We start from the raw sequence: 26178 nt of genomic DNA on the forward strand, positions 1-26178 counted from the left end.
GCCCACGAGTCTTGCTGGTCAAATCCGATGCAAATGACTGGTCAGGTCGAATGCAAGTGGGTGGGCAAGTCTGTGCAATTACCCAATGGCTGAATCGTATTTGTTTTTGGGGGTAGGTGTGCGGCCGATTTCCAACCGGTTGCGCTGCTTAAGCGCCAACCGTAAGCTGATGGCTTATTCACATAGCCCATTCAATATGTCCAATCCCAGACCTTCCTTGACACTCACCTTGCTCCAGGCTCGCGAAGCGGTAATGACGTTTTTCCGTCCTGGTTTGAACGATCATGATTTGACCGAACAGCAGTGGCGAGTCATTCGAATCCTGCGCCAACAGGGCGAATTGGAAAGTCACCAGTTGGCACATCAGGCTTGTATTCTCAAACCCAGCATGAGCGGTGTGCTCAAGCGCCTGGAGCGTGACGGCCTGGTCATTCGCAGGAAATCGACTGAAGATCAGCGACGCATTTTCCTCAATCTGACCGAGCATGGGCATGAGTGTTTTTTGTCGATGAGCGAGGGGATGGAGCGCAACTACCTCGAGATCCAGCGGCAGTTTGGTGAGAAGAAACTGCAGAAATTGCTCGAGCTTCTCGAGGATCTTAAAAAGATAAAGCCCTGAAAAGGGCTACGTGCCATTTCAAATCGGCGACATCCGCTCATCTGCAGTTTTCGACTGTTCATCACCGACCGAGAGCGTCAGAGCGTGCGAGCGGGTTTTCACTGATGGGGGTAATCTCCATCCACCCGGCTTCCAGCGAGTGCAGCAGATGGTCGATCTGATCAAGTTCTGCTTCTTTGCTGTCGAGCGCAGCAAGGCATTTCGAGCTTGACTCCGCCAAGCGGGTGATGGCGACATCTACCAAGCGCATTCCTTCTTCACTCAATTGAATCAATTGACCTCGGCGATCGCGTGGATCGGGAATCCGGTTAGCGACGCCGCGTTCTACGAGCTTGTCCGCTCGATACGTTGCGGCGCCTGACGTCACCTTGAGTAGACGAAAGACATCGGTAGGGCGCATGCAATATGGCGGACCGCTTCGCCGTAATGCGAACAGCAGCATGAGATCTTTTATTCCAAGCTCAAGGTCATCCGCGATTACCTCAATGTGATGATCAATGAGCATGGCGAGGCTTCGAATACGAAGAGTAATCGCCAGTCCATCGTGATCCAGATCCGGGCGTTCATTGCGCCACGCTTGTGCCACGGCCTCAGGGCTGGCGGCAGGAAACAATAAATCGTTCATGCAAAATCCATCAGGTGGCTTTGAGGTAATCATACCCCAGCGCGAACCAGGTGTGCCTTGCAGCCATAGCGCTACAAGGAATGACATAGAGGCGATGACCCCAGCTGCTATCGGGCCGAAGGAGCGCTAACCACAAAGCGTTAACATGCTAACGAATTCCCTTGACGGTCTTCAAAAGCGAGCATAGCCTAAATATATCTTAATTGCTGAGATACTTTTTTATTAAGATAAATTTGGCCGCCTGGCCGCGGCTCTTCCAAAAAACAAGAATGGGACTCGCTATGCTGACCGCTGAACAAAACCGCCTGCTTACGGACGTTTCCCCTGGCACACCGCTGCACAAGTATTGGAAACGGCAATGGATTCCCGCACTACGCAGTGAAGCGCTTGAGCCTGGGGGCACGCCTCAACGTGTCGAATTGCTATGCGAAAAATATGTCGCCTTCCGCGGAGATGATGGCAACGTCGGATTCCTTCATGAGGCGTGTCCGCACCGCGGAGTTTCGCTTGCGTTGGGCCGAAATGAAGGTAACCGCCTGACATGCATCTTTCATGGTTGGAGTTTTGATGCGCAGGGCAATTGCACCAAAATGCCAACCGAGAAAGATCAGACTTTTTGCAAAAAGGTAAAGGGCCAAGGGTTTCAGGTGCGCGAGGGCGGCGGAATTGTTTGGGTGTATTTGGGGGAGGGTGAAGCGCCGGCCTTCACCGACTATGCATTCACCTATTTTGATCGTAAGCACGCCAGACCTCGGGCGTCTTACAATGAAGCGAACTGGTTGCAAAACGTCGAAACGTTAATGGACTCGGCCCATATCGGGCTGCTGCACCATGACACCACGGCTAATCCTGAACTTCCCCAAGCAGGACTTCAGCTAGTCACTGGCAACGACACCCCGAAGTACACACTAGAAAGTAAGCCATATGGCTTGCGGTCGTATTCGTTGCGTACTACAGGTCAAGAGCAAGACTACCTTCGTGTTACCGAGTTCGTAGCCCCGGGCACTGCGTTCATAGGCACAACCGAACAAGAAGCGGGATTTCTGATTATCGTGGTTCCGGTCAACAACACGCGAAGCCTTCAATGGTATGTCTACTGGGATTCGCGCCAACCTATCGATGAAAACCTCCCGGATTTCGCACTGCTCGGCACCGATGAGTCGGATGACAACTTCGCTGCGTCCCGCCAAGGGCTTCCCAACTATGGCCAAGATCGCGAAGCAATGCGTGCTGGTCGAAGCTGGACAGGAGTTCCGGGCGTTATTTTTGAGGATTACGCTGTCGCAGAGAGTATTCCTATCGTCGATCGGACACGGGAGTTTTTGGGTAGCGGGGACCTCGCAATTGTCCGATTGCGGCGTGAGCTTATGGAGCGAATCCGCCAATCGGAAGCCAATGAGGACAGTATCCAGGCTCAAGCTAGCGAATACCGTTCATTGAGGGCGTTGGCTGACATGATTCCTGTTGGGACCTTGATTCAGGACTACACGGAGCAGAGACGTCAAGAGCGAAAGGCGTCTTATCTCTGAGCCCGTTAGGCCGTCAGTTTGATGAGCTGACGGCCTAGCGCTCCAACAAAAATCACAGTTCGGGCTAGGTTGCAAAATGCCAAACACATACCAGGTGTACATCAAATCAGTTACCCATGAGGCAGATGGGGTACTGGCGTATGAGCTAAAGGGACTAGGGGGGGCAGTACTTCCTGCATTTTCTCCAGGGGCTCATATTGACGTGATTGCTGAGAATATTCCTCTGCGCAGTTACTCATTACTCAACGATCCGTCTGAGAGAAATCGTTACGTCATAGCGGTAGCCAAAGATCCTAAAAGTCGCGGCGGATCAATCATGATTCACGAGCGCTTGCGTGCCGGAGACAGACTGCAGGTCAGTGAGCCTAGAAATCTGTTTCCCCTAACTGAAGGGGAGCATCGTTCTGTTCTGATCGCGGGCGGAATAGGAATTACGCCACTCTGGTGTATGGCACAGCATTTAAACAGCAAAAAAATGGACTGGGAACTTCATTACTTCGCCCGCAGTGTGCACCACGCTGCGTTGATCGACGCGATGCAAGGATACATTACCCAGGACAAGGTTCAGATGCTGTTGGGGTATGACGTTGAGGCTACCGTTGCTCACATCCAGGAGCTGTTCCGTGGTGATGATGGGGCTCGGCATTATTATTGTTGCGGGCCAGCGGGAATGATTGAGGCTTATTCCCAGCAAGCAAGGGCGCATTTCATCCCTGATAGCAGAGTTCACTTTGAGAGCTTTATACCGCTGCAGGAAGCCGCGACATCCGGTGGCTATGAGATCGTACTGGCGAAGACCGGCAAGACCCTCAAGATCGAGCAGGGTATAAGCATACTCGATGCGCTGATTGAAAACGGTGTAGAGGTGATGCATTCCTGTCGCGAAGGCATCTGTGGTGCTTGTGAAGTGAGGGTGTTGGAGGGCACGCCAGACCATCGCGATTCAATTCTCAGCGAGGCGGAAAAACAGGCGGGCAAGACGGTTTTTGTCTGCTGCTCAGGAAGCAAGACGCCTCGTATGGTATTAGACCTGTAACACCCGCACTCCAGTGGTTTTATCAAGCATGGGGCCGCTCGTTGACAATACGATACGTATAGTTTTATATATGGAGTACTTTCAACGAGAACAAAAAATGTCCAACGACTCTCTCCGTGTGATGTGGTTTGTCCCTCCTGCCATTGCGGTAGCAGCCTCGTGGCAGATGCCGGCAGATTTGCGCCTCGAATCTTCGATGACTCAATCGTCTGATGAGCAGTACTTGTCACTGTGTGCAGGAGAGGTCGACGCGGTCGTAACCTCGATCGACAACGTCCTGCACTGGAACCGCCGGCAAGGCCCGCAAGACTTCGTGGTGATTGCTCAGATTGAAACCACCACGCCGTTACAACTGGTCGGCTCCTCTAGCATGTCAGCTCCTGCGGATTTGCGCGGTGCCAACATTCTGGTTGATGCCCCCGAGAATGGTTTTGTCATTGCTCTCCGAGCGCTACTCAAAGATGCAGGACTCAGTGCTGACGACTATCACCTGACACCTGTTGGTGGGGTGCGTGAGCGGTTTACGGCACTTGTTGCGGGAGAGGGTGATGCGACATTGCTCGGACCGCCGTTCGACACCATGGCGGTGCAGCGGGGACTCAAAAAAATTGCAACGATTCAGGATGTATTTGCCAATTTTCCAGGTCAAGGATTGGTAGTGAGGAAATCTGTAAGCCATACGAATGAAGCGCTGAAAGCGTGGGTTCGCATCCTCAAGGCCACACTAACGATTCTGCCTGGCGACACAGCAAGGCTGACAGAGGCTTTGAAGCTGCTTGGCATGCCTGTCGAAGCAGTAACAGCACTGGTGAATACATTTCCTGGAACTCTGACGCCCTCTCGCGAGGGTATTGAGCTTCTTATTGGGCAGAGAGCTTTGCTTGGGTTGCCTGGCGCGGATTTTACCTATGAGCAAATTGTCGACGGCTCATTCTTACAATAATTCGGAGATGCACATGAAAAAGTTCTCGCTCGGTACATTTTCTTTGAAAACCAATCCGCAGCACCGTTTTGCTGGTCTGGTTGTCGACGGAAAGGTTGTTCCAGTCAGCATCGTGGCTGAGGAGTTCGGGGTCGATATTCTCCGAGAAAAAAATGTGCTGTCGCTACTTGAAAATTGGGATGCCAGTTACGCTGCACTCGAATCGATTGTGAATAACGCCACTACTTCCTCTTGGTATGATGAAAGCCAACTCACGTTTCGCCCCGCGATTGATCTGCCGCGGCAAGTGTTCTGCACAGGTGCAAACTATCGAAAACATGTAGTTGATTTGACCGTTGATTCAAACGTCGGGCCAGAAGGGTTGAACAAGGAAGAGTTGAGGGCGTGGGCCGAAGAAATGATGGATGAGAGGGTCGCTAATGGTGAGCCCTATGTATTCACCAAGCCAGTCTCTGCAATTTCGGGTGCCTATGAGGATTTGGTTCTTCCACCCACTACCAGCAAGCCCGACTGGGAACTGGAGTTAGCCGTAGTGATAGGCAAGGGGGGGTACAATATCTCTGTGGAGGATGCCATGGACTACGTGGCCGGTTACACGATCGTCAATGACATCTCGGCTCGCGACCTGATTCCACGTACTGACTACAAGATGCTCGGTACCGATTGGCTAAGATCGAAAGGGCAGCCAGGCTTTCTTCCGCTTGGTCCGTACCTAGTTCCCAAGCAGTTCGTTGAAGATCCGCACAACCTCTCGATGCAACTGACAGTGTCCGGCAAAACAATGCAGGATGAGACCACTGCAGATATGCTTTTTGGAATTGAACAACAGATTGCATACATTTCGAAGTACGCGAAGTTATTGCCTGGTGATGTCATTTGTACCGGGTCCCCTGCAGGCAATGGAACTCATTACAATCGTTTCTTGCGCGACGGCGATATTATGACTGGCACAATTGCTGGACTGGGTGAGCAGCGGCAGCAGTGCATCATTTATCCAAGTTGAGGTAATGTATTATGCAAACGATCGATGACAATCCAGATCGCGCTTTTTTGGAGCGTGTTATTTCAGAGGCCCAATTCGATATCCCGTTCGAACTGACTGCTGGACTAAGTGCTCTTGGCGCTCGGTTGGTTCATGGTCGCCCTGGAGTTGTCGAACTCAGTTTCGAAGCGCCAGTAACAGCCATTCAGGGAAATGGTGTTGTTGCCGGCGGCACCTTGATGACCATGCTCGACTATGCCATGGCTTTTGCAGTGCTCAGCACGCTGCCTTGTGGGCAAACCTGTGCCACTACCAGCATTACGGTGAACATGCAGGCGGCTGCGAAACCGTCGTTGTTGAAAGCAAAGGCAACAGTTGAGCGTGTGGGGCGTCAAATTGCATTTGCCAGAGCCGAACTTCATGACCCTCAGCGAGAAGTGCTGGTTGCCAGTTCGTCAGCAACATTTGTGGTTTTGCCGGTGAGTCGCCTAAAGGCGGCATGAGTCAAAAAAATTTAGCTAATTACGAAACTAAACGAACCGTTTTGAGGTTGCATGATGAATAACATTTCCGAAGTGGCCTATAAGCCTGTACGGAGAATTGTCACTGGCCATAACGAAGCTGGTGAGTCGATTTTTACCAGTGACGCCAATACTCCAAATGTTCTGGCGCAAGCTGGTAAACCGGTAGCACAGGTCGTTTGGGCAACGGGGGCGGGGCGCGCGGAAGGCTTGGATCCAGCGCCAGCCGGACACAAATTTGGTTTTCATTCTGACGATGGTTCGCTTCTTCGGATAGTCGACTTTCCACCAGACGAAGTTTATGACCAAGAAAAGTTGGTCGAATTTCTCGATAGCGAAGGTGTTCGCGACAAAAAGAAGCCTCGACATTTCTGGTTCCATAAAACGGAATCGCTTGATTACGCCGTGGTACTCGAGGGCGAGATTGTCGCGATGATGGATCACGGTGAGACCGCTATGCGACCAGGAGACGTGCTGGTACAGCGAGCAACTAACCACAGTTGGTCGAATCGCTCAGGGCGTAACTGTCGAATGCTGTTTGTCCTGTTAGCGCTGAAAGAAGGAGAAGAACTGTGAGAAAAATTATCATAACCGCCGCTATCACAGGTGGTGCTCATACGCCGTCGATGTCCCCTCATTTGCCGGTTACTCCAGAAGAGATTGGCGATCAGGCGATCGAAGCAGTAAACGCAGGAGCAGCGATCGTTCATCTTCACGCTCGAAACCCTGAGGATGGTCGGCCCACTGGCGATCCTGAAATCTTCCGTCAATTCGTGTCTCGTATTAAGGCCGAAACGGATGCAATCGTGAACATTTCTACCGGCGGTGGTGGTCCGGGAATGGCCATTAGCGAGCGTGCAGCGGCAGGAGTTGCGCTGCAACCTGAGATGTGTTCCCTGAACATGGGGTCTATAAACCTCAACCTTTCCGAAATGGCTAGCAAGGATCGAGAGTGGCGTTACAGCTGGGAAGTGGAGCATCTTAACGCCACAAAGGATCTGGTCTTCCGCAATACTTTTTCCGATATCGAATGGATCCTGCGAACCATTGGAGATACGGGTACCCGCTTTGAGTTCGAGTGTTACGACGTTAGTCACTTGTACACGCTCAAGTATTTCCTGGATAAAGGACTGGTTAAGCCGCCGTTGTTCATCCAGACAATTTTTGGATTGCGTGGCGCCATGGGGGCTCATATCGAAGATGTGATGCATCAAAAGCGAACTGCTGATCGTCTATTCGGTGATCAGTATCACTGGTCGGTATTGGGCGCTGGCAAAGACCAGATGTCACTAGCGACTCTCGCGGCAATCATGGGTGGAAACGTCAGGGTTGGACTTGAAGATAGCTTATACATTGGGCGAGGTGAGTTGGCAGTTTCTAATGCAGCACAAGTACGGAAAATCCGAAGTATTGTCGAACAGTTGGGGTTTGAAATCGCTACCCCTCAAGAGGCAAGAGAAATGCTTTCTTTGAAGGGAAAGACAAATACTGCTTTTTAACGCTGCATCCAGCGGGCCAATCAAGCGACGGAACATCCTGTAGATAAAGTGTTGACGCTGTAATGACATCGATAAGCCGGCCAATTGGCCGGCTTTTTAGTCTGGAGACGACAATCCTCAGGATTTAGAGCCCAGTAATTCGCAGATGTACTTAATGTGAGATTCAGCAAAGGCTTCGTCTAGAGGGGCATGACCTATCATCAGACGCATATAAACCGGCCCATAGATCACATCCATCAGTACTTCGACATCTGAATCTTTTGGAATGTCGCCACTGTTTTTCCACTCTTCAAGCATTTCCCTGACGACTGCTCGGCGGCCGTAATGAAATCGTTCACGGAAGACACGAAGGATGGCAGGGTCAGATTGGCCTTCGGCAATAATTTGAGCGACGAGCCGGCCAGGCCATCCTGAATACTGCGTCACCAGAGAGCGGAAATGGTGGGTTATGGCTTCACGTGGACGCAGACCTTTAGGAAATGTGGTTTTGACCAAATGTTGTTCGATAAACGCGTCGATTACCACAGACGCCTTGGATTCCCACCATCGATAAATTGTCGCCTTACTTACTCCAGCTTCTCGAGCGATCGCTTCTATAGAGATTGCTTGTATTGATTTGTCCTGGAGAAGACTAATGGCAGCATCCAGGATCTGTCGACGCGTTGCCTCACTACGAGGTCGTCCAGCAGGTGATGACGTTTTCTTAACCTGCATTGATTGATTCCTTGAGTCCGCGGACCTAAAGCAGTCTGAGTGGTTCATGATGTGACGTTAATAACGAAACGGTACGATTAGTATATTCATGGGCTGACGAAAACGCCAATTCGTCTGTCGCACCTTGGCCAAATCCTCTTGATTTCGCACTGAATCAGCCTTCTGGCGCATGGGGGCTCCAAAATGAGCCAGGTGCTAAACATGTTCTTTACAAAACGATCCGTGTCGTTTAGCTTTGAATCAGAAAGCTCAAACCATGCTCATACGAGTCAATAAAAAGAGGAAGATCACATGAAACTCGGCCGAATTTCTGTCAATGGGCCCGACGGCGCGGAAGCTCGTTTGGTCCTGGTAGTCCCAGAGGAGCGCCGGGTCATCGACCTGAAGCGCGCGCTGCATGATCAGTTGGTCAAAGAAGGCTCTTCCCGAGAAGCTGCACTGAAATACGCAACTGCTGTGTTCCCGGGCAGCATGTCGGCGGCTATTGCGCTGGGAGCCCCATTTGTTCACGCGGCTGAAAAGATCAATGCAAAGCGGCCAGATGCGCACTCCATCGCCTTCGATAACGTGCAGTGGTTGCCCGCCTCGGACCCGTCAGTGGTGCGAGACGGGCTGACATTCGTGGGCCACATCAAAGGCTTCCATGAAAAAATTGGTCAGCCGCCAACTCCAAATCTTTTGAAGGTGCCTGGCTATTTCAAAGGCACACCGCATACGGTCATCGGGCATGAGGCGGAAGTTCCATGGCCAGGATATATCCAGCACATGGACTACGAGCTGGAGCTCGGTTACGTCATTGGAAAGCGTGGAGAAAGCCTGCGTCCTGAAAACGCACTTGACCATCTCTTTGGTATCACCATCTTCAACGATTTTAGTGCCCGCGATTGTCAGGCGGTCGAGATGCCAATTGGGATGGGCCCCACCAAATGTAAAGACTTCGCCTACGGTATTGGGCCTTGGATTACCACCGTCGATGAATTCAAAGACCTGGACCGTATCGGTATGGAAGTTCGTGTCAATGGTGAGACTTGGGGCAAAGGTGACAGCTCCAATAAGTTGTGGACCATTGGCGAACTAATTGCTTGGGCGAGCCTTGGTGAAGCCATCGTGCCTGGCGATGTGATCGGTTCGGGAACTATGGGCGGTGGTTCAGCTTTGGAGCTTGATCGTAAGCTCCAGCCAGGTGACGTCGTCGAAATGATTGTTGAGGGAGTTGGAACTCTACGCAACAAAATGGGGCAGCCGGTCTCGGGGCTCTGGTGGCCCGAAGAACGTAAACCATTCATGTGACGTGTATTTGAAATTCACGCGCGCATCAGAGATCTCAGGCCCGGTAAAAGTACGGGTCTGCTAAAACAAAAACGCATTCTTTGATAGGTGTTGAAATGAACATCCTTGGCCCGGACACTTTGTATTTTGGTGTTGACGATGTCGCGCTCTGCGAGCGCTTCCTTCAGGATTACGGCCTTGAGCCGGTAGGGGGCGGACGCTTTGAGGCATTGGATGGAACTGGTGTAGTCATCAAGCATCGCGATGATCCAGCGTTACCTACATGGAATTTGCCGACTGCAAATATGCTGCGCAAAACGGTATATGGCGTAAAAGACCTCGCGACCCTAGAGAGCATCCAGAAAGAATTTGAAGGTGAGCGTGAAGTCAAAGTTTTGGCCGATGGCTCGTTGGAGTTAGTGGACGATCTCGGATTCTCTCTAGGCTTTCAAGTCTCGATCAGAAAGCCACATGAACTGCCTGCCGAACGTGTAAACGCCCCTGGAGACATTCACCGTCCTGCGAACAAGACCGGCGTAGACGACAACTCAGAGCTCGCCCCTAAACCACGAACGCTATCTCATGTTGTCTATTTCGTCCCTGATGCCGAGAAGGCCGAGCGTTTCTATGCTGATCGTCTGGGATTTAAGCTAGTAGACAAGTTCATCGGGATGGGCCCATTCCTGCGCCCCGCGGGTACCTTCGATCACCATACCCTTTTCTTCATTCAGACCCCGCCGCATCTGCAGGGATGTGAGCATTTTACCTTCCACATGGGAGGGCCACAGGAAGTACTGCAAGCCGGCTACGCATTTGCTGCGAAAGGTTACGAATCGTATTGGGGGCCAGGGCGACATAAGTTTGGGTCTAACTGGTTTTGGTACTTCAACACACCAATGGGTTGCCATATCGAGTACGACGCCGATATGGATCAGCACGACGATGAGTGGACGCCGCGCGTAGCTCCTGCAATCACCGATAACTCCCAAGTGTTCCTATTCCATTGGCGTGAAAAATGGGCTCCCGGCGGAAAGCCTGATTGATAAAGAGGTGGGTCGAAGATGGCAGAATCTGATTACCGTAGGCTTTGCCATCTCGAGCAAATTGCGCCAGGGCAATCTTTGGGGTTCAGGACGGAAACCATAGGTCACGACGACATTTTTTTAGTCAATGATGGCGGGAATATTTTTGGCTACAAAAATTCTTGTCCCCATTGGCCCGGCTCAACTATGCCGGTACGGAAAAATCAATATTTGGACAGTGCGTCAAAATACATCGTATGTAGTGGTCATGGCGCACTTTTTGAAATTGATTCGGGTTTGTGTGTTAAAGGTCCCTGTCTTGGTTTGCGTTTGAGTCCTGTGAGCTTAGAAATTACTGAGACAGGAGAAATATTTCTCTTGGGAAGTTAAGGCTCCGAAGATTTTTGGTGGTTTTTAATTGCCGTTGCCAAAAAACAGAACAAGAACAAGAAAGGAAAGTGTGATGAAGGCTCCAGTTGATTTTTGTCGTGTGGTTTGTCTAGGTGTATTACTGTTTTCCTCTAATTTGATGGCGCTTGAAGGTGGCACATCCAGCTACCCATTGGGCATTGTAACCGTTATGAGTGGGGCAGTAGGTGCTCCAGGCGAGACTCATGCCTACACGTATAATAAAACTGTTGGTGTGGATTCAATTCGTGATGGAAGAGGAGATAAGGTATTTCCGAAGGCGAAAGGAAGAGTCCATGCTCATGCTTTGAGATTAGTTCACACTCTTGATGGGCCAACACTACTTGGCGGTAACGTCTCGTTGCAGGTTGCGGTCCCTTATGTGGACGGTCACTTGGATATCCCAGCCCTGGGGCCGCAAAGTAGAGACTCCTCTAATGGAATGGGCGATCCATTATTCGGTGCTTTGGTGAGTTGGCAGTCTCCTACATATCTACATAATCTGGAGTTGGATTTTGTGGCGCCGTGGGGGAAATATGATGAGCATGCATTGGTTAATCCAGGAAATAATAGCAAGGCGATCTATGCTGCTTACGCTTTTACGTGGTTCCCAGTTCCGCAGGTTGAGGTCAGTTCCAAAATTAGTGTTAACTACAGTTACGAGAATCCAAAGACTGATTATAAGTCCGGTGTGCAGCTTGCCGTTGACTATGGTTTTAACTATCGGCTGACCCAAAATTGGTTGGCAGGAATTGGTGGATATTTATCGACCCAGTTGAATGATGACCAGTTTCATGGGGATGATGTTGGGAATCGTACGAAGTCTATAAAGGTTGGTCCTCAAATCGGCTACGCAAGTCGGGACTGGGGAATAATAGCTAGCTTTCAGAAAGATGTATTTGCTCGGAATGCTTCCGAAGGCGACACAGTTATGCTTAATGGAATGTTTAAGTTTTAATTAGGTGCTGCACTTTTTCGCTTGGCTGACAATGCAAGCGTTTTTTTATGAGTATCCGATATTTGGACTTTATATTTCCGAACTCTTAAGTCATGCCTATCTTCCTGCACGAATCGATTCTTATCCTTTGCAAAAGAGGAGCGATACGTGACGCGGTTTTATCTTGTTTAGCGGCCGCAAAATTCAACTTCTCTTACCGGTGCCAGTGCATATCATTGTAAATATTTCATAAAAACGATACGTATCGATATTTTCTGTTGGTCATCACCTGGCGACCGAAAGGTGAGGAGGTGACAGAGCATCACAGAACGAACTCTAGGCAGAATGGTGGCAGCTTTTGAGTCTCAATAGGGCGTAAAAACGCTGTGTTCTGTGACGTTTTCACCTCTGGCACCGGAGCCTTTTAGGTTGCCCTCCGGTACGCGGCAGCAAGCCAAAACCAAGGACCTAGGAACCGTAGGCGAATACATCGCTGCGGGCTTGACAGGGATGGGTGGTAGCTGTAAGTATACGAAACGTCCCGTATCGTAAAATGTTTGCGAAGTTTGTACCGTCGCAGGCGCTCGTGAGGACCGGGAAGGTTTTATGAATTTTTGGGAGGAGCGGTTAACGGCGTCAATTTTGAAATTTAGCGAAGCCTAATACAAAAACAAAAGAGGTTCGTATATGCGTGTATTTAAGTCTACTGCGTACTCATATGTCGCGCCTTCAGGGCAGACGAGGTTTTTGTCACGCATTCTCGTCGGCGGTGCTGCGGGATTGATAACGATGAGTGTCAGTGCTTTCCAAATAGACACAGGTGATAGCGATCTTCGTGTTCGCTGGGATAACACCCTCAAGTACAGTTCTGCGTGGCGTCTTAAGGACCAAAGTAGCAAGCTTTCCGAAAGCCAGGTCAGCCTGAACCAGGATGATGGCGACCGCGCTTTCGATAAGGGCCTGATCTCTAATCGATTCGACCTTCTTTCGGAAATGGATGTCGCTTACCGCAATTTCGGTGGCCGTTTGAGCGGGGCGGCTTGGTTCGACACCGAATACCAAAAGGACAACGATAACGACAACCCTGCACGCGCGAATCAGGTCTCGGTTGCCTATGACGAATTCACTGATGACACCCGACATCTGCATGGCGGCGATGGTGAGTTGTTAGATGCGTTCGTCTATTGGAATGGTGAGGTTGCAGATCGTGCTTTGTCCGTTCGCCTGGGGCAGCACGCCTTAATTTGGGGAGAAAGCCTGTTTTTCGGAGCGAACGGGATCGCGGGCGGCATGGCTCCGGTGGATGTAGTCAAAGCCATTTCAGTTCCGAATACCCAGTTCAAAGAAATCACCAGGCCAGTAAGTCAATTGTCTACTTCCTACCAGCTAACTGATGCGCTCTCGTTAGGCGCGTTCTATCAGTTTGAGTGGGAACAAACACGACTACCTGCTGCCGGCAGCTATTTCTCCACTCTCGACATGATGGGAGAGGGGGCTGAACGCTTGATTGTTGGAGAACCATTCCCGGGTTTTCTCGGTGGTAACCCGAGTAGCCCTGCCGCCTTTTTTCACGGTAAGGACAAGAAAGCCAGGGACTCCGGACAGGGTGGATTGCAGTTGCGCTACGCAGCTGAAACTGTTGATTACGGGCTTTATGCTATCCAATACCACGATAAAACTCCCCAACTGTACTTACGTCCTAATGTAACAGGTCCAAATTTTGCCACCGGGCAAGTGGGCGAATTTTATTGGGTGTATCCAGAGGATATTCGGGCACTGGGCGCAAGTTTCACAACATCAGTGGGTGAATACAATTTTGCAGGGGAAGCTTCCATGCGCTGGAATATGCCTCTGGTATCGAATGGTCAGGTGGTATTGCCTGGTGTAGAAGCTGATAACGACAGCCATCCACTATATGCGGTTGGGCGGACGGCACATGTGAATTTGAACGTTCTTGCTTCTCTTGAACCCTCAATCATATCCAATGAAGCCACGCTGATTGGTGAAATAGCCTGGAACCGGCTGCTGAAAGTTACCGAAAACCGATCTGCGTTGGATCCGAATGCTACAGATGATGGGGTAGGGCTAAAATTTGTATATACGCCAACTTACCGCCAGGTCTTCTCGGGCATCGATATTAGTGTTCCGTTGGGTGCCAGCTATTTCCCGATGGGTAAGTCTGCTGTGGTTGGAGGTTTCGGCCCTGATAAAGGTGGTGATTTGAACATTGGTGTGAGCGCCACCTACCTTGATCGTATTACTTGTGGTCTGACATATACACATTATTACGGTCCAGAAGACACTACGCTTAATGAAGCGAGCCAGTTTAATTTTAAGCAAGCATTAAAGGACCGGGATTACCTGGCCTTTTCAATCAAAAGCACTTTCTAAGAGGATTTGAAGATGACTTCTCGATTTAAATTTAGTGCCGCTTGCTTTGCCATAATAGGAGCCGTTGCTCTAAGTGCGACCGCGATGGCGGCCGGAGTAGAAGAACTAGGTAAAAGCCTGACCCCGTTTGGGGCAGAGCGGGCGGGTAATGCGGATAAAAGTATTCCAGCATGGAATGGTGGATATACCACTGTTGATCAAAATTATCAGAAGGGAGGTAAGCGCGGTGACCCGTTCGCCTCGGATAAGCCTCTTTATAGCATTACATCGAAGAATATGGCTCAGTACGCAGACAAGCTGAGCGATGGTGTTAAGGAAATGTTCAAGCGATATCCTGATACCTTTCGAATGGATATCTACCCAACACGCCGAACTGCCGCAGCTCCCCAGTGGGTATATGATAATACAGCCAAGAACGCGGTTAATGCGAAGCTAGTAGAGGGCAGTGCTGGTCCTATGCCTGAAGGGGCTTTTGGCGGCATCCCATTTCCGATTCCGAAAAATGGTGTCGAGGCAATGTGGAATCATCTGCTTAGTTGGAGCGGTACCTCGATTACTCGGGACGCGCGCTTCTACTTGATGACCGCCGATGGTCAGCAGGTGATGACTACCGATGGTCGTGCTATCCAGGAGATGCCATATTATTTTCAGGAAGGTTCAGCGCAGACCTTCGATGGCGATTATTGGATGATTCGTCTGCTTAATGTTGGTCCACCAATCCGTGCTGGGGAACAAGCGACAGATAGGGCTAACCTCAACGCCGATAAATCACAAACGCATATTTATCTTGCTGGTCAACGGCGAGTGCGCAAAGTACCTAACTCATGCTGCGACACACCAGCGCCGTCCACTGCAGGTGTAATGGCTTACGATGAGTTGTCGGTTTACAAAGGACGACTTAGCCGCTTCAACTGGAAGCTGGTGGGCAAGAAAGAATTATATGTTCCCTACAACACCAATAAATTCTTCACAGCAAACAAGCCTGAAGATGTACTTGGTAAGCGACATCTCAATCCAGACGTTCTGCGCTGGGAACTGCATCGTGTGTGGGTAGTTGAGGCAGATCTGAAGCCCGGCGAGCGCCATCAAATGGTTAAAAGCCGTTACTACCTAGATGAAGATACTTGGCAAGCGCTGTTAGGCGATCGTTGGGATGCAAGTGGCCAATTGGCGAAAACACTGTGGGCGCTGCCGGCAGTCATGCCAGATATCCCTGCCCAAGCTTCTGTGTCGTCGGGGTTCTATGATTTTACGTCCGGTACTTGGTTCATCCTTGATTTACTGACTGGGCAGCCCTCGCAATGGGGGATTGTAGATCGCTTTAAGAAGTCTGATTTCTCGCCTGCCGTCATGGCGGGGCAGGGTGTGCGTTAACGCTAAGCATCTCTGAAAAGCACCGACGATTTCTGGTCGGTGCTTTTGAAGTATTCGATCTAAGAGATAATAAAAATGATAAAAAATAGTCGGTTAAATTGTTTGGCAATAGCTTTGGTTCTGTCTACTTTTTCTTCGCCCCCTCATGCTGACGGCGGGGTTGTTGGGGCTGCCCTAGACTCTCCAGCAATGCAAATTGCCAAACCCTCGCATGTTGTTCTAATAGATTTGGCACGTGCTGGTGACCGGCTCATCGCCGTGGGTGAACGGGGCGTTATTGTACTCTCCGATGACAATGGACAATCCTGGCGGCAGGCACAGGTTCCAGTCTCAGTTAGCCTGGTTGCAGTTCAGTTCGTAGACTCCAAGCATGGTTGGGCGGTCGGGCACGCTGGCACAGTGTTGGCCTCTGTGGACGGCGGCGAAAACTGGAGTCTACAGCTTACTGGTGTGCAGGCTGCAGAGATTGAGTTGAAGGCTGCTCAGGATCAAAAAGCAAGTGCAGTCGATGCGGACGCGGCTGATATCCGCATTTCCAACGCTGAACGCTTGATAGCGGATGGGCCAGATAAACCACTTCTAGCGCTGCAATTTCTCGACGCTAAGCGCGGCATCGTCGCCGGCTCCTACGGGTTAGTGTTTTCTACTCAGGATGGAGGGGCAACATGGCAGTCGCTGATAGGTCGCGTCGAGAATCCGTCGTTTGTGCATATTTACGCTATCGCTCGGAAAGACCACCTTTGGTTTCTCGCCGGTGAGCAAGGTTACGTGGCTCGCTCAATTGACGACGGAGAGACTTTTGCACAGCTGCCAAGTCCATATAACGGGAGCTTCTTCACTACCAATATACGGGGGGATGGAGCTCTGCTGGTAGCGGGTCTTAAAGGTCATGCCTATTTGTCATCTGATGATGGTGAGAGCTTTCATCAATTGAATGTCTCCTGGCCGAATTCAATCAGTGGCTCCACTAGATTGCCCGATGGGAGTGTATTGCTAGCCAATCAAGCTGGTGGTTTGTTCAGTAGCTCGACCTCAAATAGTTTAGTGCTAAACCCGGTGGGCAAGCCGCTGGGAATCCCCGTGAGCAGCATTGTTGAAGCGGTCGACGGCAGTCTGATTGCCTCTGGTTTTGCTGGTTTGTCACGTTTTTCACATCCTGCTATTGAAGTTTCGGAGTGAGCATATGAATTCCGCTCGTCATCCTTCCCTGCCTGAGTCAGGCGTATTTGATCCAAGCTCAGGGACCTTGGTAGAGCGTGCTCTATTCAACCATCGCCATTGGGTGCTTCTGCTATGTCTGCTAGTCACTGTTCTGCTCGGCTGGCAATCCACTCGACTAGAATTGAACGCTAGCTTCGAGAAGATGATCCCTACCGGACATCCCTACATTGCTAATTATCTAGCCAATCAAAAGGAGCTGTCTGGACTGGGTAATACGGTGCGCATCGCTGTTGCCAACAAAAAGGGGGACATCTACGACACGAATTACCTGCGTACTTTGCAGTCCATGAGTGATCGCATCTTTTTGCTGCCAGGCGTGGATCGTGTTTACATGAAGTCACTTTGGACGCCTGCAACTCGCTGGGTTTCGGTGACTGAGGATGGGCTTGATGGTGGGCCGGTAATTCCTGATAAATTCGACGGTAGTCCCGCATCACTCGCTGAACTACGCAACAATGTGCAGCTGTCTAACGAGATCGGCCAACTGGTAGCCTTCGACCAGCGGTCCAGCATCATTTCCATTCCGTTGTTGTCACGCACGCCGGATGGCCAGGCCCTCGATTACGCCAAACTTTCTGGTCAATTGGAGGCGCTCCGCGCTGAATATCAAAGCGACAGCGTTGACATTCACATTACTGGGTTCGCAAAGAAGGTTGGAGACCTGATTGATGGATTGGGGCAGATCATGCTCTTCTTTTCCGCCGCCATCGCTATCACAACAGTCGTGCTCTATGGCTACACCCGCTGCATGCGCAGCACACTTTTGGTCGTGTTTTGCTCACTGGTGGCGGTTATCTGGCAGCTTGGGTTGCTGCCGTTGCTAGGGTATGAGCTAGATCCGTATTCGGTGTTGGTGCCCTTCCTTGTGTTTGCCATCGGTATGAGCCATGGCGCCCAGAAAATGAACGGCATCATGCAGGATATTGGTCGTGGCATGCACCGAGTGGTTGCTGCGCGCTTCACTTTTCGTCGACTGTTTCTCGCTGGCCTGACTGCACTGCTTTGTGATGCGGTGGGTTTTGCCGTGCTGATGATTATTCAAATCAAAGTCATTCAAGACTTGGCAATTATCGCTAGCATTGGTGTTGCTGTGCTGATTTTCACCAACCTCATTTTGCTACCGGTCTTGCTCTCCTATGTTGGCGTCAATCCCCGCGCGGCTGAACTGAGCCTCAAGAGCGAACGAGCAGAGCAGAGCGGTCAAGCGCGACACGTTTTTTGGCGATTCCTTGATCTTTTTACTCGCAAGCCTTGGGCTTTGATCTGCGTAGGTGTCAGCTTAATAGCCGCCTTTCTGGGATTTATGGTCAGTTTGCATCTGGCAATTGGTGATCTGGATGCTGGTGCGCCAGAGTTGCGTCCAGACTCGCGTTACAACCTGGATGATGCCTTCATGACGCGCAGTTATGGAGCCAGTAGTGACCTGTTCGCCATAATGGTGAAGACGCCGAAGAGCGCCTGCTCGCGTTACGATATCTTGCGTAAAGTCGATGATTTGGATTGGCAGTTGCGTAGTCTGCCCGGGGTAGACTCAACGAACTCCATGGCTTTGCTAAATCGCCGCATGTTGGTAGGACTGTCTGAGGGCAACTCGAAGTGGTACGAGCTGCAAAACAATCAAGCGATGTTGAATATGATTACTGCCAGCGCGCCGCGGGGACTTTACAACGAGTCCTGTAGCCTGCTGACGCTTTATGTTTTTCTCAAAGACCATAAGGCAGAAACCCTTTCTCGCCTGGTAAGTCACGTCGAAGCCTTTGCAGCGGCTAATGATACCGAAGAGGTCAAATTCCAGCTTGCCGCCGGCAACGCGGGAATCGAGGCTGCAACAAACATTGTGGTCAAAGAGGCCAATCGCGAGATGCTGTTCTGGGTGTACGGAGCGGTTATTTTGCTCTGCCTCATCACCTTCAGGTCCTGGCGAGCCACTCTTTGTGCCGTAATTCCGCTCATGCTCACGTCGATACTGTGTGAGGCATTGATGGTCGGGTTAGGTATTGGTGTGAAAGTCGCGACTTTGCCGGTAATCGCTTTAGGTGTAGGTATTGGGGTTGATTACGCATTGTATGTAATGACCATCATGTTGGGCTTCTTGCGTGAAGGTAAAAGCCTCTCCGAAGCTTACTACCGCGCCCTGGTCTCCACAGGCAAGGTTGTAATGCTCACCGGGGTTACCTTGGCGATAGGTGTAGGTACCTGGATATTTTCCCCAATCAAATTCCAAGCTGACATGGGTGTGCTCCTGGCATTTATGTTTGTCTGGAACATGGTGGGCGCTCTTCTACTGCTGCCTGCACTGGCTTATTTCCTATTGCCTTCCACGCTGCGCAGTGATGCTTCCAGCAGTAAGGTGGCTAGCCCAGTGGCGTTGAGCGAGCAATCCCCTTCAGGTCATTCACTGCGTCTGGACAGCTCCATCTCCTGATCGGCAGCCCTTGTCAGCTCCACGGCTTATCACGGTTGATCAAGGGCTTTCATCCACTGGGGGAAATATAACGCCCAGATAACTCTGGGCCTGGTTCAGATTATTCCGGACAGCGGCTCTGCCTCAGTCGGCGAAATAGCAGGGGCTACGTCACTGGGCATGTTTTCCTGTTCCTAGGTGCGTCACCACTTGCATGAAGAGGAGATTTGTATGTTTTTGGTGAGCCGGCTACTGGGTAATCTCTCGGTAGGAGCCAAGCTGTCGATCGGTTTTGGGTTAGTGCTGCTATTCACGCTCGGAGTGGGGATTACCGCCTTCCATTCTCTTAGTCTGTTGGGGGTTCGCGGTGAACAACTTCGTACCGAGGACTGGATTCAAACGTTGATCCTGCAAGCCCGTATTGCGGAAAAAGAATATGCACTGAATCTTTCTCCTAAGGCGCACGATCAAGTGCGCGGTGCAGTTGAGCAACTCATTCGGCATTTTGATGATCTTCCTCAAAAAAATACCGCTGAGATCGCAATGCGCGATGCGTCCAGCGACTATTTAAGACAATTCCTGAGTTATGCCGAGTCTCTTCAGCAAGCACGAGAAGCTCGCTTGCGCATGCAAACACTCGCGCAGGCTGCGGGAGAAAGCTTCACCTTGGTATTTCTCGACCAACTGGATGCATTGAGCGCGCAACAAGAACAAGGAACCCCTCCAGACAGTGGAAAACTGTTGTTGCTGGAGCAGACCACCGCTTTGCGCGACAAGCTGGCCAAGCTCCGTGACAGCGAACTTTATTACTCGTTGGATGGTGAGGAGCGCTTTCGTAGCGATTGGGAGATGAGTATGAGCGACCTGCTGTCTTCAATGCAGGTGCTCAATCTCGATGATCAGGAAATGGTTTCGCTGCAGGCTGCACGTAACGCTCTGGGAAATTATCGAAAAGCCTTCGAGCAATTTGTTGCCAGCCGCAAGCAAAGCGCACTTATTAGCGAAGCAATGAGCACGCAAACCCGGCAAGTCAGCGAGTTGCTGGATAGGGCCAACGAATTTCAGAGTCAGGCGATACAAAGCGACAGTCGCAGCGCATACAGTCAGCTTGGCCTTATTTGCCTACTGGCGTTAGTGCTAGGTATTGGCGCGAGTCTATTAATACGTCAATTGATACTGCAGCCATTGCGCCGGGCTGTTCAACTGACTCAACGGGTCGCTGCAGGTGATCTGAGTTATACGCTTGACGGTGATAACGTCCGTCACGATGAACTTGGGCAGCTATTGGCAACCGTCAATAGCATGCTGGGTGGTTTGAGAGGTCTGGTTGGTCGAATAGGAACTGGGGTAGGCCTGCTCAACGGAACGGCAAGGAGCTTAACAGAAGTCATTCAGCGCAGCAGCCGGGGCGTTGAGAGGCAACGTCAGGAGACTGAAGTCGCTGCGACGGCAATGCAGCAGATGACCGCCATAGCCAGCGTAGTTGCACGTAACGTTCAGGACGCTAGTACCGCAGTAGCTCTTGCCGAGGGCCAAGCGCGAGAAGGTGACGCTTTAGCACGCCAGGCGGGTTCCAAAATCGACCAACTAGCATTAGAAATGACTGGCTGTGCCGACGCAATGCAACTGTTACTGGCAGAGAGTACCGCTATTGGTGGGGTGCTTGATGTGATTAAAGCTGTAGCAGAACAGACCAATTTATTGGCGTTAAATGCCGCCATTGAAGCAGCGAGAGCGGGCGAGCACGGTCGCGGGTTCGCTGTAGTAGCTGACGAAGTGCGTGGCCTAGCACGTCGCACACAGAGTTCCACTGCTGAAATCCATGACTTAATCAGTCGCCTTCGAGGAGTCGCCCAGCATGCAAGTGAGCGGCTACAGGGTAGCCATGCTCTGACAGGGGAAACAGTGATCCTTGCTGGACAAGCGTCTCAGGCACTGACACGAATTACACGCGCCGTATCGAGTATTGAACAGATGAACAAACAAATCTCTGAAGCAGCGGAGCAACAACAAGTTTTGGCAGAACAGGCAAGCCAGAATATAGTTCAAGTGCGCGAAGTGGCGGAGGAGAGCGCTCAAGAAAGTGTGGAGTTGCAGCGTTTGACGCTCGAGCTCCAGCAGGTGGATGCGGAGTTGTATTCTGCGGTCGGGCACTTTCGTACTTAAAAATTGATGGTTAATTCGAAAAGTTTCTGCATAGGGCATGTTTCGGTTTAATACTTAGCTTTAGATCTGGTTCTGACCGCTAGAAAGAATTAGCCAGGGCGATCCGGCCGCGCCAGCACGGTTAGGTCAAATCGCCTTTGGGGAATGCCAGGTCGGGACGAGTGCCGTCCACAAAACGGCTCACCTACAGAAGTAATGGCGAACTCCATCAGGTTTTCGGTAGTAAGGTAGCCGCTTTATGTGGGGGCAATGTAGCTTGATTTGCTCGTTTCAACTTATCTGAGAAATTAATTTATTATTCAAAATGACCGGTAGGGTCCAATAACTGGAAGGCACGCCCTCTACTGAGTTTGAGAAGTGGCTCCTACTGGCCGATTCTGTTGAAAACAGTCGCCTCCGAATTCCGCGGTAGAAAAATATGCGCCTGTGATTGAGATCTGAGTGTTGAGCAGAAGGTTCAGGAGTCAGATTTTACACCGCAGCTTGCAAAAGAGCCTAAATTCTAACTACTATTTTTGTGCGTTGTTAGGACGCTATGATTGTAGAGTCTTGGCTGGCTAAGTGGTTTTGGTATGATACAGAAAGGGCCCTTCGAGGGCCTTTTTTATTAATGGTTTCTACTACGGGCAAGTTATAAGTTGAGATGTTTTTAATTTGTATGCTGCGATTAACTCATGGCTGTCTTAGGTGCAGGATATAGGCTCTCGCGGTGCCAAGATCGTTGAGACAAAACCACGAGTGTCTTCATTTTGCTTCAATCATCCTAGCTGCTGTTCGGAGTCGTGAACTTAAGCTGTAAGAGTGCGTAAAAGCTGCGGGGCGTTTCAGTTTTTGATGATTCCGTTTCAAGTTTTAATGGAACTCGTCGCCTAGTACGATCTGTATTTGTGACCATCGTTTAAATACTACAATTTGTGTTTTGTCGGCCGGAGGCGCCCACGTATCGTGCCGCACATGGATAAATGGATTGAATTGGTCAAGGCCAAGATGAGTGAGCTCAAAGTCACTCAAGAGATACTCGCCGAACGCCTCGGGATGTCCCAGGGTGGCGTTGGCCACTGGCTGAATAAACGTCGCGAGCCTGGCATCGACAACATGAACCGGGTGTTGAAGGCACTCGGAATGGACTTCCTCGAAGTGGTGCTGGTGATTCGCGAGCCCGCGGATTCACAGGACGACGAAATTTCCCTGACGCAAAAGTACAACCCGTACTTCCGCTACCCGGTCAGTGACTGGCGGGAAACCGGAGAAGTGCGCGATGGCGAACAGGCGCAGTACCGTTTTGAATTGTCCGATTATCACGCCCGGGGCGCGGCGTTCTGGCTGACGGTCGTCGGTGACGCGATGACTGCACCCAGTGGCCTGAGCATCGCCGAGGGCATGTTGATACTGGTGGACCCGGACGTGGACGCCGAGCCCGGCAAGTTGGTCATTGCCCAATGGCCGGACAGCAGCGAGGCGGTTTTCCGCAAGTTGATCGAAGAGGGCGGGCAGCGTTACCTGGTCCCGCTCAATCCGACGTATCCGAAAACCCTTTACACCGAAGAGTGCCGAATTATCGGCGTGGTGGTTCAGGCAACAGCCAAATTTTGATCAGATCGGTCCTCGCAGCGCGTAGGACCGATCTTCATTTCAAGCCTCTTCCAACTCCACCAGCGCACTGCCTTCGCTGACCATCTCGCCTTCCTGGCAATACAACGCCTTGACCACACCGGCGTGGGGCGCACGAATGCTGTGCTCCATCTTCATCGCTTCCAACACCACCAGTTGCGCCCCGGCTTCGACCGTTTGCCCGGCCTCCACCAATACACGCACGATGCTGCCGTTCATGGGCGCGGTCAGGCCGCCGTGATGACTGTGACTGGCTTCAACGGCGCTGATCGGGTCGTAGGACTCGATACGGCGCAGTTCACCTTCCCATTGCAGGTACACGAAATCGCCCCGGCGGATCGCCCGATGCTGGCGGCGCAGACCGTTGTGCTCGGTCAGCAATTGCTCGCCGTTGAGCTGTGCGCTGTGGGCGTTGCGGTCGCCCAGCGTCAACGCGCGGTCCTGGCCTTCACAGCTCAGGTGCAGGGTGATTTCCGACGGCAATCCGGCACGGAAACCATTACCAATGGCCCAAGGAGAACTCGGGTCATCGCTACGCGGTGTACTCTGCTGGCTTTGGGTGAACGCCTGGGCAGCGGCTTGCCAGAACTCATCGCTGAGCCCGGACGGCGCCGGCAGCAGTTGTTCCTGATAGCGCGGGATGAACCCGGTATCCAGTTCGGCGGCGGCAAACGCCGGATGACCGATGATCCGGCGCAGGAAGTTGATATTGGTCTTGAGCCCGCCAATGGCAAACTCGTCGAGCATGCTCAGCAGGCGCAAGCGAGCCTGCTCACGGTCCTCGCCCCAGGCAATCAGCTTGCCGAGCATCGGGTCGTAGAACGGTGAAATCTCGTCACCCTCTTCGACACCGCTGTCCACCCGGCGACCCGCACCCGGCGCGGATTCGCGGTACAACTCCAGGCGACCGGTCGCCGGCAGGAAGTCATTGCCCGGGTCTTCGGCATACAACCGTACTTCAATGGCATGGCCGATCAGCGGCACCTGATCCTGGGTCATCGGCAAAGGTTCGCCACGGGCCACGCGAATCTGCCAGGCCACCAGGTCGAGGCCGGTGATGGCTTCGGTGACCGGGTGTTCGACCTGCAGGCGCGTGTTCATCTCCATGAAGAAGAACTCGCCGCGAGCATCCAGCAAAAACTCCACGGTGCCGGCGCCGACGTAGCCGATGGCTTGCGCCGAACGCACGGCGGCTTCGCCCATGGCGCGGCGCAGTTCCGGGCTCAGGCCGGGTGCCGGTGCTTCTTCGACGACTTTCTGGTGCCGCCGCTGAATCGAGCAGTCGCGTTCGTTGAGGTACAGGCAGTTGCCGTGTTGATCGGCGAAGACCTGGATTTCCACGTGACGCGGTTTCAGCAAGTATTTCTCCACCAGCATCCGCGAATCGCCGAATGACGATTGCGCCTCACGCTGGGCCGAGGCCAGGGCTTCGGCCAGTTGGCTGACGTCCTCGACCACTTTCATGCCCTTGCCGCCGCCGCCGGCCGTGGCCTTGAGCAGCACCGGGTAGCCAATGCGTTCGCAGGCATCGCGGAAGGTGTCGAGGTCTTGCGCTTCGCCGTGATAACCCGGCACCAGCGGCACGCCGGCGGTTTCCATCAGGGCCTTGGCGGCGGACTTGCTGCCCATGGCGTCGATGGCCGAGGCGGGCGGGCCGAGGAAAATCAGGCCGGCTTGTTCAATGGCACGGGCGAACCCGGCGTTCTCCGACAGGAAACCATAACCGGGGTGGATCGCCTGGGCACCGCTGGCCTTGGCGGCGGCGATCAGTTTGTCGATTTGCAGGTAGCTGTCGGCGGCTTTGCTGCCACCCAGATCGACACGAATATCGGCTTCACGGCTGTGGCGTGCATCACGGTCGGTGGCACTGTGCACGGCCACGGTGGTCAGGCCCAGGGCCTTGGCGGTGCGCATCACCCGGCAAGCGATTTCGCCGCGGTTGGCCACCAGCAGGGTAGTGAGGACGGGTGCGCTCATCAACGCGGCTCCTTGGGGGTGATTTCGGCTTGCCAGCTCGGCGGGCGTTTTTGCAGGAAGGCGCGCAGGCCCTCCTGACCTTCGGGGCTGACGCGGATGCGGGCGATAGCGTTCTCGGTATAGCGACGCAGCGCCGGGAGCAGCGAGCCGTCGCCGACTTCACGCAGCAGGTCTTTGCTGGCGCGCATGGCCGCCGGGCTGTTGAGCAACAGGTTGTCGATCCACTGCTCGATTTTTTGCTCCAGCTCCTGGGCTGGATAGCTCTCCGACAACAGGCCCAGTTCCCGCGCCCGTTGCCCGCCGAAGCGCTCGGCGGTCAAGGCATAGCGCCGGGTAGCACGTTCGCCGATGGCTTGCACCACGAACGGGCTGATCACGGCCGGTGCCAGGCCGATGCGCACTTCCGACAGGCAGAACTGTGCGTCATCGACGCCAATCGCCATATCGCAGCAACTGATCAGGCCCAGCGCGCCGCCGAAGGCTGCACCTTGCACCACGGCCAGGGTCGGAATCTTCAGCTTGGCCAGGTTGTACATCAACTCTGCCAGTTCCCGGGCGTCGTCGAGGTTGGTGTGGTAATCGAGTTCGGCCGATTGCTGCATCCACGCCAGGTCCGCACCGGCGCTGAAATGCTTGCCGCGACCACGCACGAGCAGGAAACGCAGGCTGGCATCGCTCGACACCTGGTCCAGGGCGAGGATCAATTCGCGGATCATTTCGGCGTTGAACGCGTTGTTCTTTTCTTCGCGGCTGAGCCACAGGGTTGCAAAGCCCCGTGGGTCGGTCAGCAGTTCGAGGGTGTTGAAATCGCTCATATTGTCCGTCTCCACAACTCTGTTCTCTGTAGGAGCGAGCTCTGCTCGCGATGGACGTTCAAACAACGCTGGCTACCTGATGCCCCGCGTTTTCGTTGACGACCATCGCGAGCGA

At 52.4% G+C, this 26178-nt stretch carries 22 protein-coding genes and 1 pseudogene; 19 read left to right on the forward strand and 4 right to left on the reverse strand.

Translation table 11 applies throughout. From position 1 onward, the window contains the following. Positions 1–196 precede the first annotated feature (196 nt). Positions 197–619 carry a homoprotocatechuate degradation operon regulator HpaR gene (gene hpaR / locus BJ917_RS10325; RefSeq protein WP_121103504.1) on the forward strand — a complete coding sequence of 141 codons (423 nt, stop codon included), beginning with the start codon at positions 197–199 and terminating at the stop codon, positions 617–619. Positions 620–680: 61 nt separating this feature from the next. Here hpaR and BJ917_RS10330 read toward each other — a convergent pair whose 3' ends face one another. Next, positions 681–1244 carry a MarR family winged helix-turn-helix transcriptional regulator gene (locus tag BJ917_RS10330; protein WP_158602480.1) on the reverse strand — a complete coding sequence of 188 codons (564 nt, stop codon included), beginning with the start codon at positions 1242–1244 and terminating at the stop codon, positions 681–683. Between the two features lie 281 nt (positions 1245–1525). On the opposite strand from BJ917_RS10330, the gene BJ917_RS10335 reads away from it, so the two are divergent. The 7 genes from BJ917_RS10335 (at position 1526) to BJ917_RS10365 (ending at position 7754) form a co-directional block, all read left to right on the forward strand. Beyond that, positions 1526–2773, forward strand: coding sequence for a Rieske 2Fe-2S domain-containing protein (locus BJ917_RS10335; RefSeq protein ID WP_158602481.1), 1248 nt, complete (start codon positions 1526–1528; stop codon positions 2771–2773). Between the two features lie 76 nt (positions 2774–2849). Further along, complete coding sequence (locus BJ917_RS10340; protein WP_121103298.1) at positions 2850–3809, forward strand: PDR/VanB family oxidoreductase; 960 nt, start codon at positions 2850–2852, stop codon at positions 3807–3809. 97 nt (positions 3810–3906) lie between these two features. Further along, positions 3907–4752, forward strand: a complete 846-nt coding sequence (locus BJ917_RS10345) for an ABC transporter substrate-binding protein (RefSeq protein WP_121103299.1) — start codon at positions 3907–3909, stop codon at positions 4750–4752. A 13-nt stretch (positions 4753–4765) separates the two neighbouring features. Beyond that, entirely contained in the window at positions 4766–5755 is a 990-nt protein-coding gene (locus BJ917_RS10350) for a fumarylacetoacetate hydrolase family protein (protein ID WP_121103300.1), read from the forward strand. 11 nt (positions 5756–5766) lie between these two features. Then, positions 5767–6237, forward strand: a complete 471-nt coding sequence (locus tag BJ917_RS10355; protein WP_121103301.1) for a PaaI family thioesterase — start codon at positions 5767–5769, stop codon at positions 6235–6237. 54 nt (positions 6238–6291) lie between these two features. Then, positions 6292–6831, forward strand: a complete 540-nt coding sequence (locus BJ917_RS10360; protein WP_121103505.1) for a cupin domain-containing protein — start codon at positions 6292–6294, stop codon at positions 6829–6831. Next, positions 6828–7754: a 3-keto-5-aminohexanoate cleavage protein gene (locus BJ917_RS10365; protein WP_121103302.1), complete on the forward strand. Its 927-nt coding sequence runs from the start codon at positions 6828–6830 to the stop codon at positions 7752–7754. The genes BJ917_RS10360 and BJ917_RS10365 overlap by 4 nt, the downstream gene beginning before the upstream one ends. Positions 7755–7871: 117 nt before the next feature. Here the strand turns inward: BJ917_RS10365 and BJ917_RS10370 are convergent, their stop codons facing one another. After that, complete coding sequence (locus BJ917_RS10370) at positions 7872–8468, reverse strand: TetR/AcrR family transcriptional regulator (protein WP_121103303.1); 597 nt, start codon at positions 8466–8468, stop codon at positions 7872–7874. A 291-nt stretch (positions 8469–8759) separates the two neighbouring features. On the opposite strand from BJ917_RS10370, the gene BJ917_RS10375 reads away from it, so the two are divergent. From BJ917_RS10375 to BJ917_RS10420, 11 genes and pseudogenes are all read left to right on the forward strand, one after another. Then, entirely contained in the window at positions 8760–9758 is a 999-nt protein-coding gene (locus tag BJ917_RS10375) for a fumarylacetoacetate hydrolase family protein (RefSeq protein WP_121103304.1), read from the forward strand. A 95-nt stretch (positions 9759–9853) separates the two neighbouring features. Then, positions 9854–10780 carry a VOC family protein gene (locus BJ917_RS10380; RefSeq protein ID WP_121103305.1) on the forward strand — a complete coding sequence of 309 codons (927 nt, stop codon included), beginning with the start codon at positions 9854–9856 and terminating at the stop codon, positions 10778–10780. 18 nt (positions 10781–10798) lie between these two features. Beyond that, positions 10799–11149 (forward strand): Rieske 2Fe-2S domain-containing protein, encoded by a 351-nt coding sequence (locus BJ917_RS10385; protein ID WP_121103306.1) that lies wholly within the window; start codon positions 10799–10801, stop codon positions 11147–11149. 73 nt (positions 11150–11222) lie between these two features. After that, complete coding sequence (locus BJ917_RS10390; protein WP_121103307.1) at positions 11223–12125, forward strand: transporter; 903 nt, start codon at positions 11223–11225, stop codon at positions 12123–12125. A 666-nt stretch (positions 12126–12791) separates the two neighbouring features. Further along, positions 12792–14495: a DUF1302 domain-containing protein gene (locus BJ917_RS10395; RefSeq protein WP_121103308.1), complete on the forward strand. Its 1704-nt coding sequence runs from the start codon at positions 12792–12794 to the stop codon at positions 14493–14495. A gap of 12 nt (positions 14496–14507) precedes the next feature. Next, complete coding sequence (locus BJ917_RS10400; RefSeq protein WP_121103309.1) at positions 14508–15869, forward strand: DUF1329 domain-containing protein; 1362 nt, start codon at positions 14508–14510, stop codon at positions 15867–15869. Positions 15870–16058: 189 nt separating this feature from the next. Further along, positions 16059–17048 carry a YCF48-related protein gene (locus tag BJ917_RS10405; RefSeq protein ID WP_256658538.1) on the forward strand — a complete coding sequence of 330 codons (990 nt, stop codon included), beginning with the start codon at positions 16059–16061 and terminating at the stop codon, positions 17046–17048. Between the two features lie 4 nt (positions 17049–17052). Then, complete coding sequence (locus BJ917_RS10410; protein ID WP_256658539.1) at positions 17053–19515, forward strand: RND family transporter; 2463 nt, start codon at positions 17053–17055, stop codon at positions 19513–19515. 987 nt (positions 19516–20502) lie between these two features. Next, a pseudogene (locus tag BJ917_RS32675) lies at positions 20503–20802 on the forward strand (HAMP domain-containing protein); the annotation flags it as partial. Further along, positions 20797–21660, forward strand: a complete 864-nt coding sequence (locus BJ917_RS32680) for a methyl-accepting chemotaxis protein (protein WP_372237716.1) — start codon at positions 20797–20799, stop codon at positions 21658–21660. The pseudogene BJ917_RS32675 and the gene BJ917_RS32680, both read left to right, overlap by 6 nt. Positions 21661–22614: 954 nt before the next feature. Beyond that, a complete protein-coding gene (locus tag BJ917_RS10420; RefSeq protein WP_096510086.1) occupies positions 22615–23253 on the forward strand; it encodes a LexA family transcriptional regulator in 639 nt (212 codons plus the stop codon). A 39-nt stretch (positions 23254–23292) separates the two neighbouring features. Here BJ917_RS10420 and BJ917_RS10425 read toward each other — a convergent pair whose 3' ends face one another. Both BJ917_RS10425 and BJ917_RS10430 read right to left on the reverse strand, forming a co-directional pair. Beyond that, positions 23293–25248: an acetyl/propionyl/methylcrotonyl-CoA carboxylase subunit alpha gene (locus BJ917_RS10425; RefSeq protein ID WP_121103312.1), complete on the reverse strand. Its 1956-nt coding sequence runs from the start codon at positions 25246–25248 to the stop codon at positions 23293–23295. After that, entirely contained in the window at positions 25248–26063 is an 816-nt protein-coding gene (locus BJ917_RS10430) for a gamma-carboxygeranoyl-CoA hydratase (protein ID WP_121103313.1), read from the reverse strand. Before BJ917_RS10430 ends, BJ917_RS10425 begins: the two co-directional genes overlap by 1 nt. Between the last annotated feature and the right edge of the window lie 115 nt (positions 26064–26178).

The organism is Pseudomonas sp. WPR_5_2 (assembly GCF_003634475.1).
Lineage (GTDB): Bacteria > Pseudomonadota > Gammaproteobacteria > Pseudomonadales > Pseudomonadaceae > Aquipseudomonas > Aquipseudomonas izuensis.

What these genes read in the sequence shown, in the direction of transcription:
- BJ917_RS10335 (WP_158602481.1), top strand. Translation starts at nt 1,526, where the DNA reads ATGCTGACCGCTGAACAAAACCGCCTGCTTACGGACGTTTCCCCTGGC.
- BJ917_RS10400 (WP_121103309.1), top strand. Translation starts at nt 14,508, where the DNA reads ATGACTTCTCGATTTAAATTTAGTGCCGCTTGCTTTGCCATAATAGGA.
- BJ917_RS10370 (WP_121103303.1), bottom strand. Translation starts at nt 8,468, where the DNA reads ATGCAGGTTAAGAAAACGTCATCACCTGCTGGACGACCTCGTAGTGAG.
- BJ917_RS10355 (WP_121103301.1), top strand. Translation starts at nt 5,767, where the DNA reads ATGCAAACGATCGATGACAATCCAGATCGCGCTTTTTTGGAGCGTGTT.
- BJ917_RS10385 (WP_121103306.1), top strand. Translation starts at nt 10,799, where the DNA reads ATGGCAGAATCTGATTACCGTAGGCTTTGCCATCTCGAGCAAATTGCG.
- BJ917_RS10380 (WP_121103305.1), top strand. Translation starts at nt 9,854, where the DNA reads ATGAACATCCTTGGCCCGGACACTTTGTATTTTGGTGTTGACGATGTC.
- BJ917_RS10375 (WP_121103304.1), top strand. Translation starts at nt 8,760, where the DNA reads ATGAAACTCGGCCGAATTTCTGTCAATGGGCCCGACGGCGCGGAAGCT.
- hpaR (WP_121103504.1), top strand. Translation starts at nt 197, where the DNA reads ATGTCCAATCCCAGACCTTCCTTGACACTCACCTTGCTCCAGGCTCGC.
- BJ917_RS10430 (WP_121103313.1), bottom strand. Translation starts at nt 26,063, where the DNA reads ATGAGCGATTTCAACACCCTCGAACTGCTGACCGACCCACGGGGCTTT.
- BJ917_RS10390 (WP_121103307.1), top strand. Translation starts at nt 11,223, where the DNA reads ATGAAGGCTCCAGTTGATTTTTGTCGTGTGGTTTGTCTAGGTGTATTA.
- BJ917_RS10330 (WP_158602480.1), bottom strand. Translation starts at nt 1,244, where the DNA reads ATGAACGATTTATTGTTTCCTGCCGCCAGCCCTGAGGCCGTGGCACAA.
- BJ917_RS10345 (WP_121103299.1), top strand. Translation starts at nt 3,907, where the DNA reads ATGTCCAACGACTCTCTCCGTGTGATGTGGTTTGTCCCTCCTGCCATT.
- BJ917_RS10420 (WP_096510086.1), top strand. Translation starts at nt 22,615, where the DNA reads ATGGATAAATGGATTGAATTGGTCAAGGCCAAGATGAGTGAGCTCAAA.
- BJ917_RS10360 (WP_121103505.1), top strand. Translation starts at nt 6,292, where the DNA reads ATGAATAACATTTCCGAAGTGGCCTATAAGCCTGTACGGAGAATTGTC.
- BJ917_RS10340 (WP_121103298.1), top strand. Translation starts at nt 2,850, where the DNA reads ATGCCAAACACATACCAGGTGTACATCAAATCAGTTACCCATGAGGCA.
- BJ917_RS10425 (WP_121103312.1), bottom strand. Translation starts at nt 25,248, where the DNA reads ATGAGCGCACCCGTCCTCACTACCCTGCTGGTGGCCAACCGCGGCGAA.
- BJ917_RS10410 (WP_256658539.1), top strand. Translation starts at nt 17,053, where the DNA reads ATGAATTCCGCTCGTCATCCTTCCCTGCCTGAGTCAGGCGTATTTGAT.
- BJ917_RS32680 (WP_372237716.1), top strand. Translation starts at nt 20,797, where the DNA reads ATGCTGGGTGGTTTGAGAGGTCTGGTTGGTCGAATAGGAACTGGGGTA.
- BJ917_RS10350 (WP_121103300.1), top strand. Translation starts at nt 4,766, where the DNA reads ATGAAAAAGTTCTCGCTCGGTACATTTTCTTTGAAAACCAATCCGCAG.
- BJ917_RS10395 (WP_121103308.1), top strand. Translation starts at nt 12,792, where the DNA reads ATGCGTGTATTTAAGTCTACTGCGTACTCATATGTCGCGCCTTCAGGG.
- BJ917_RS10405 (WP_256658538.1), top strand. Translation starts at nt 16,059, where the DNA reads ATGCAAATTGCCAAACCCTCGCATGTTGTTCTAATAGATTTGGCACGT.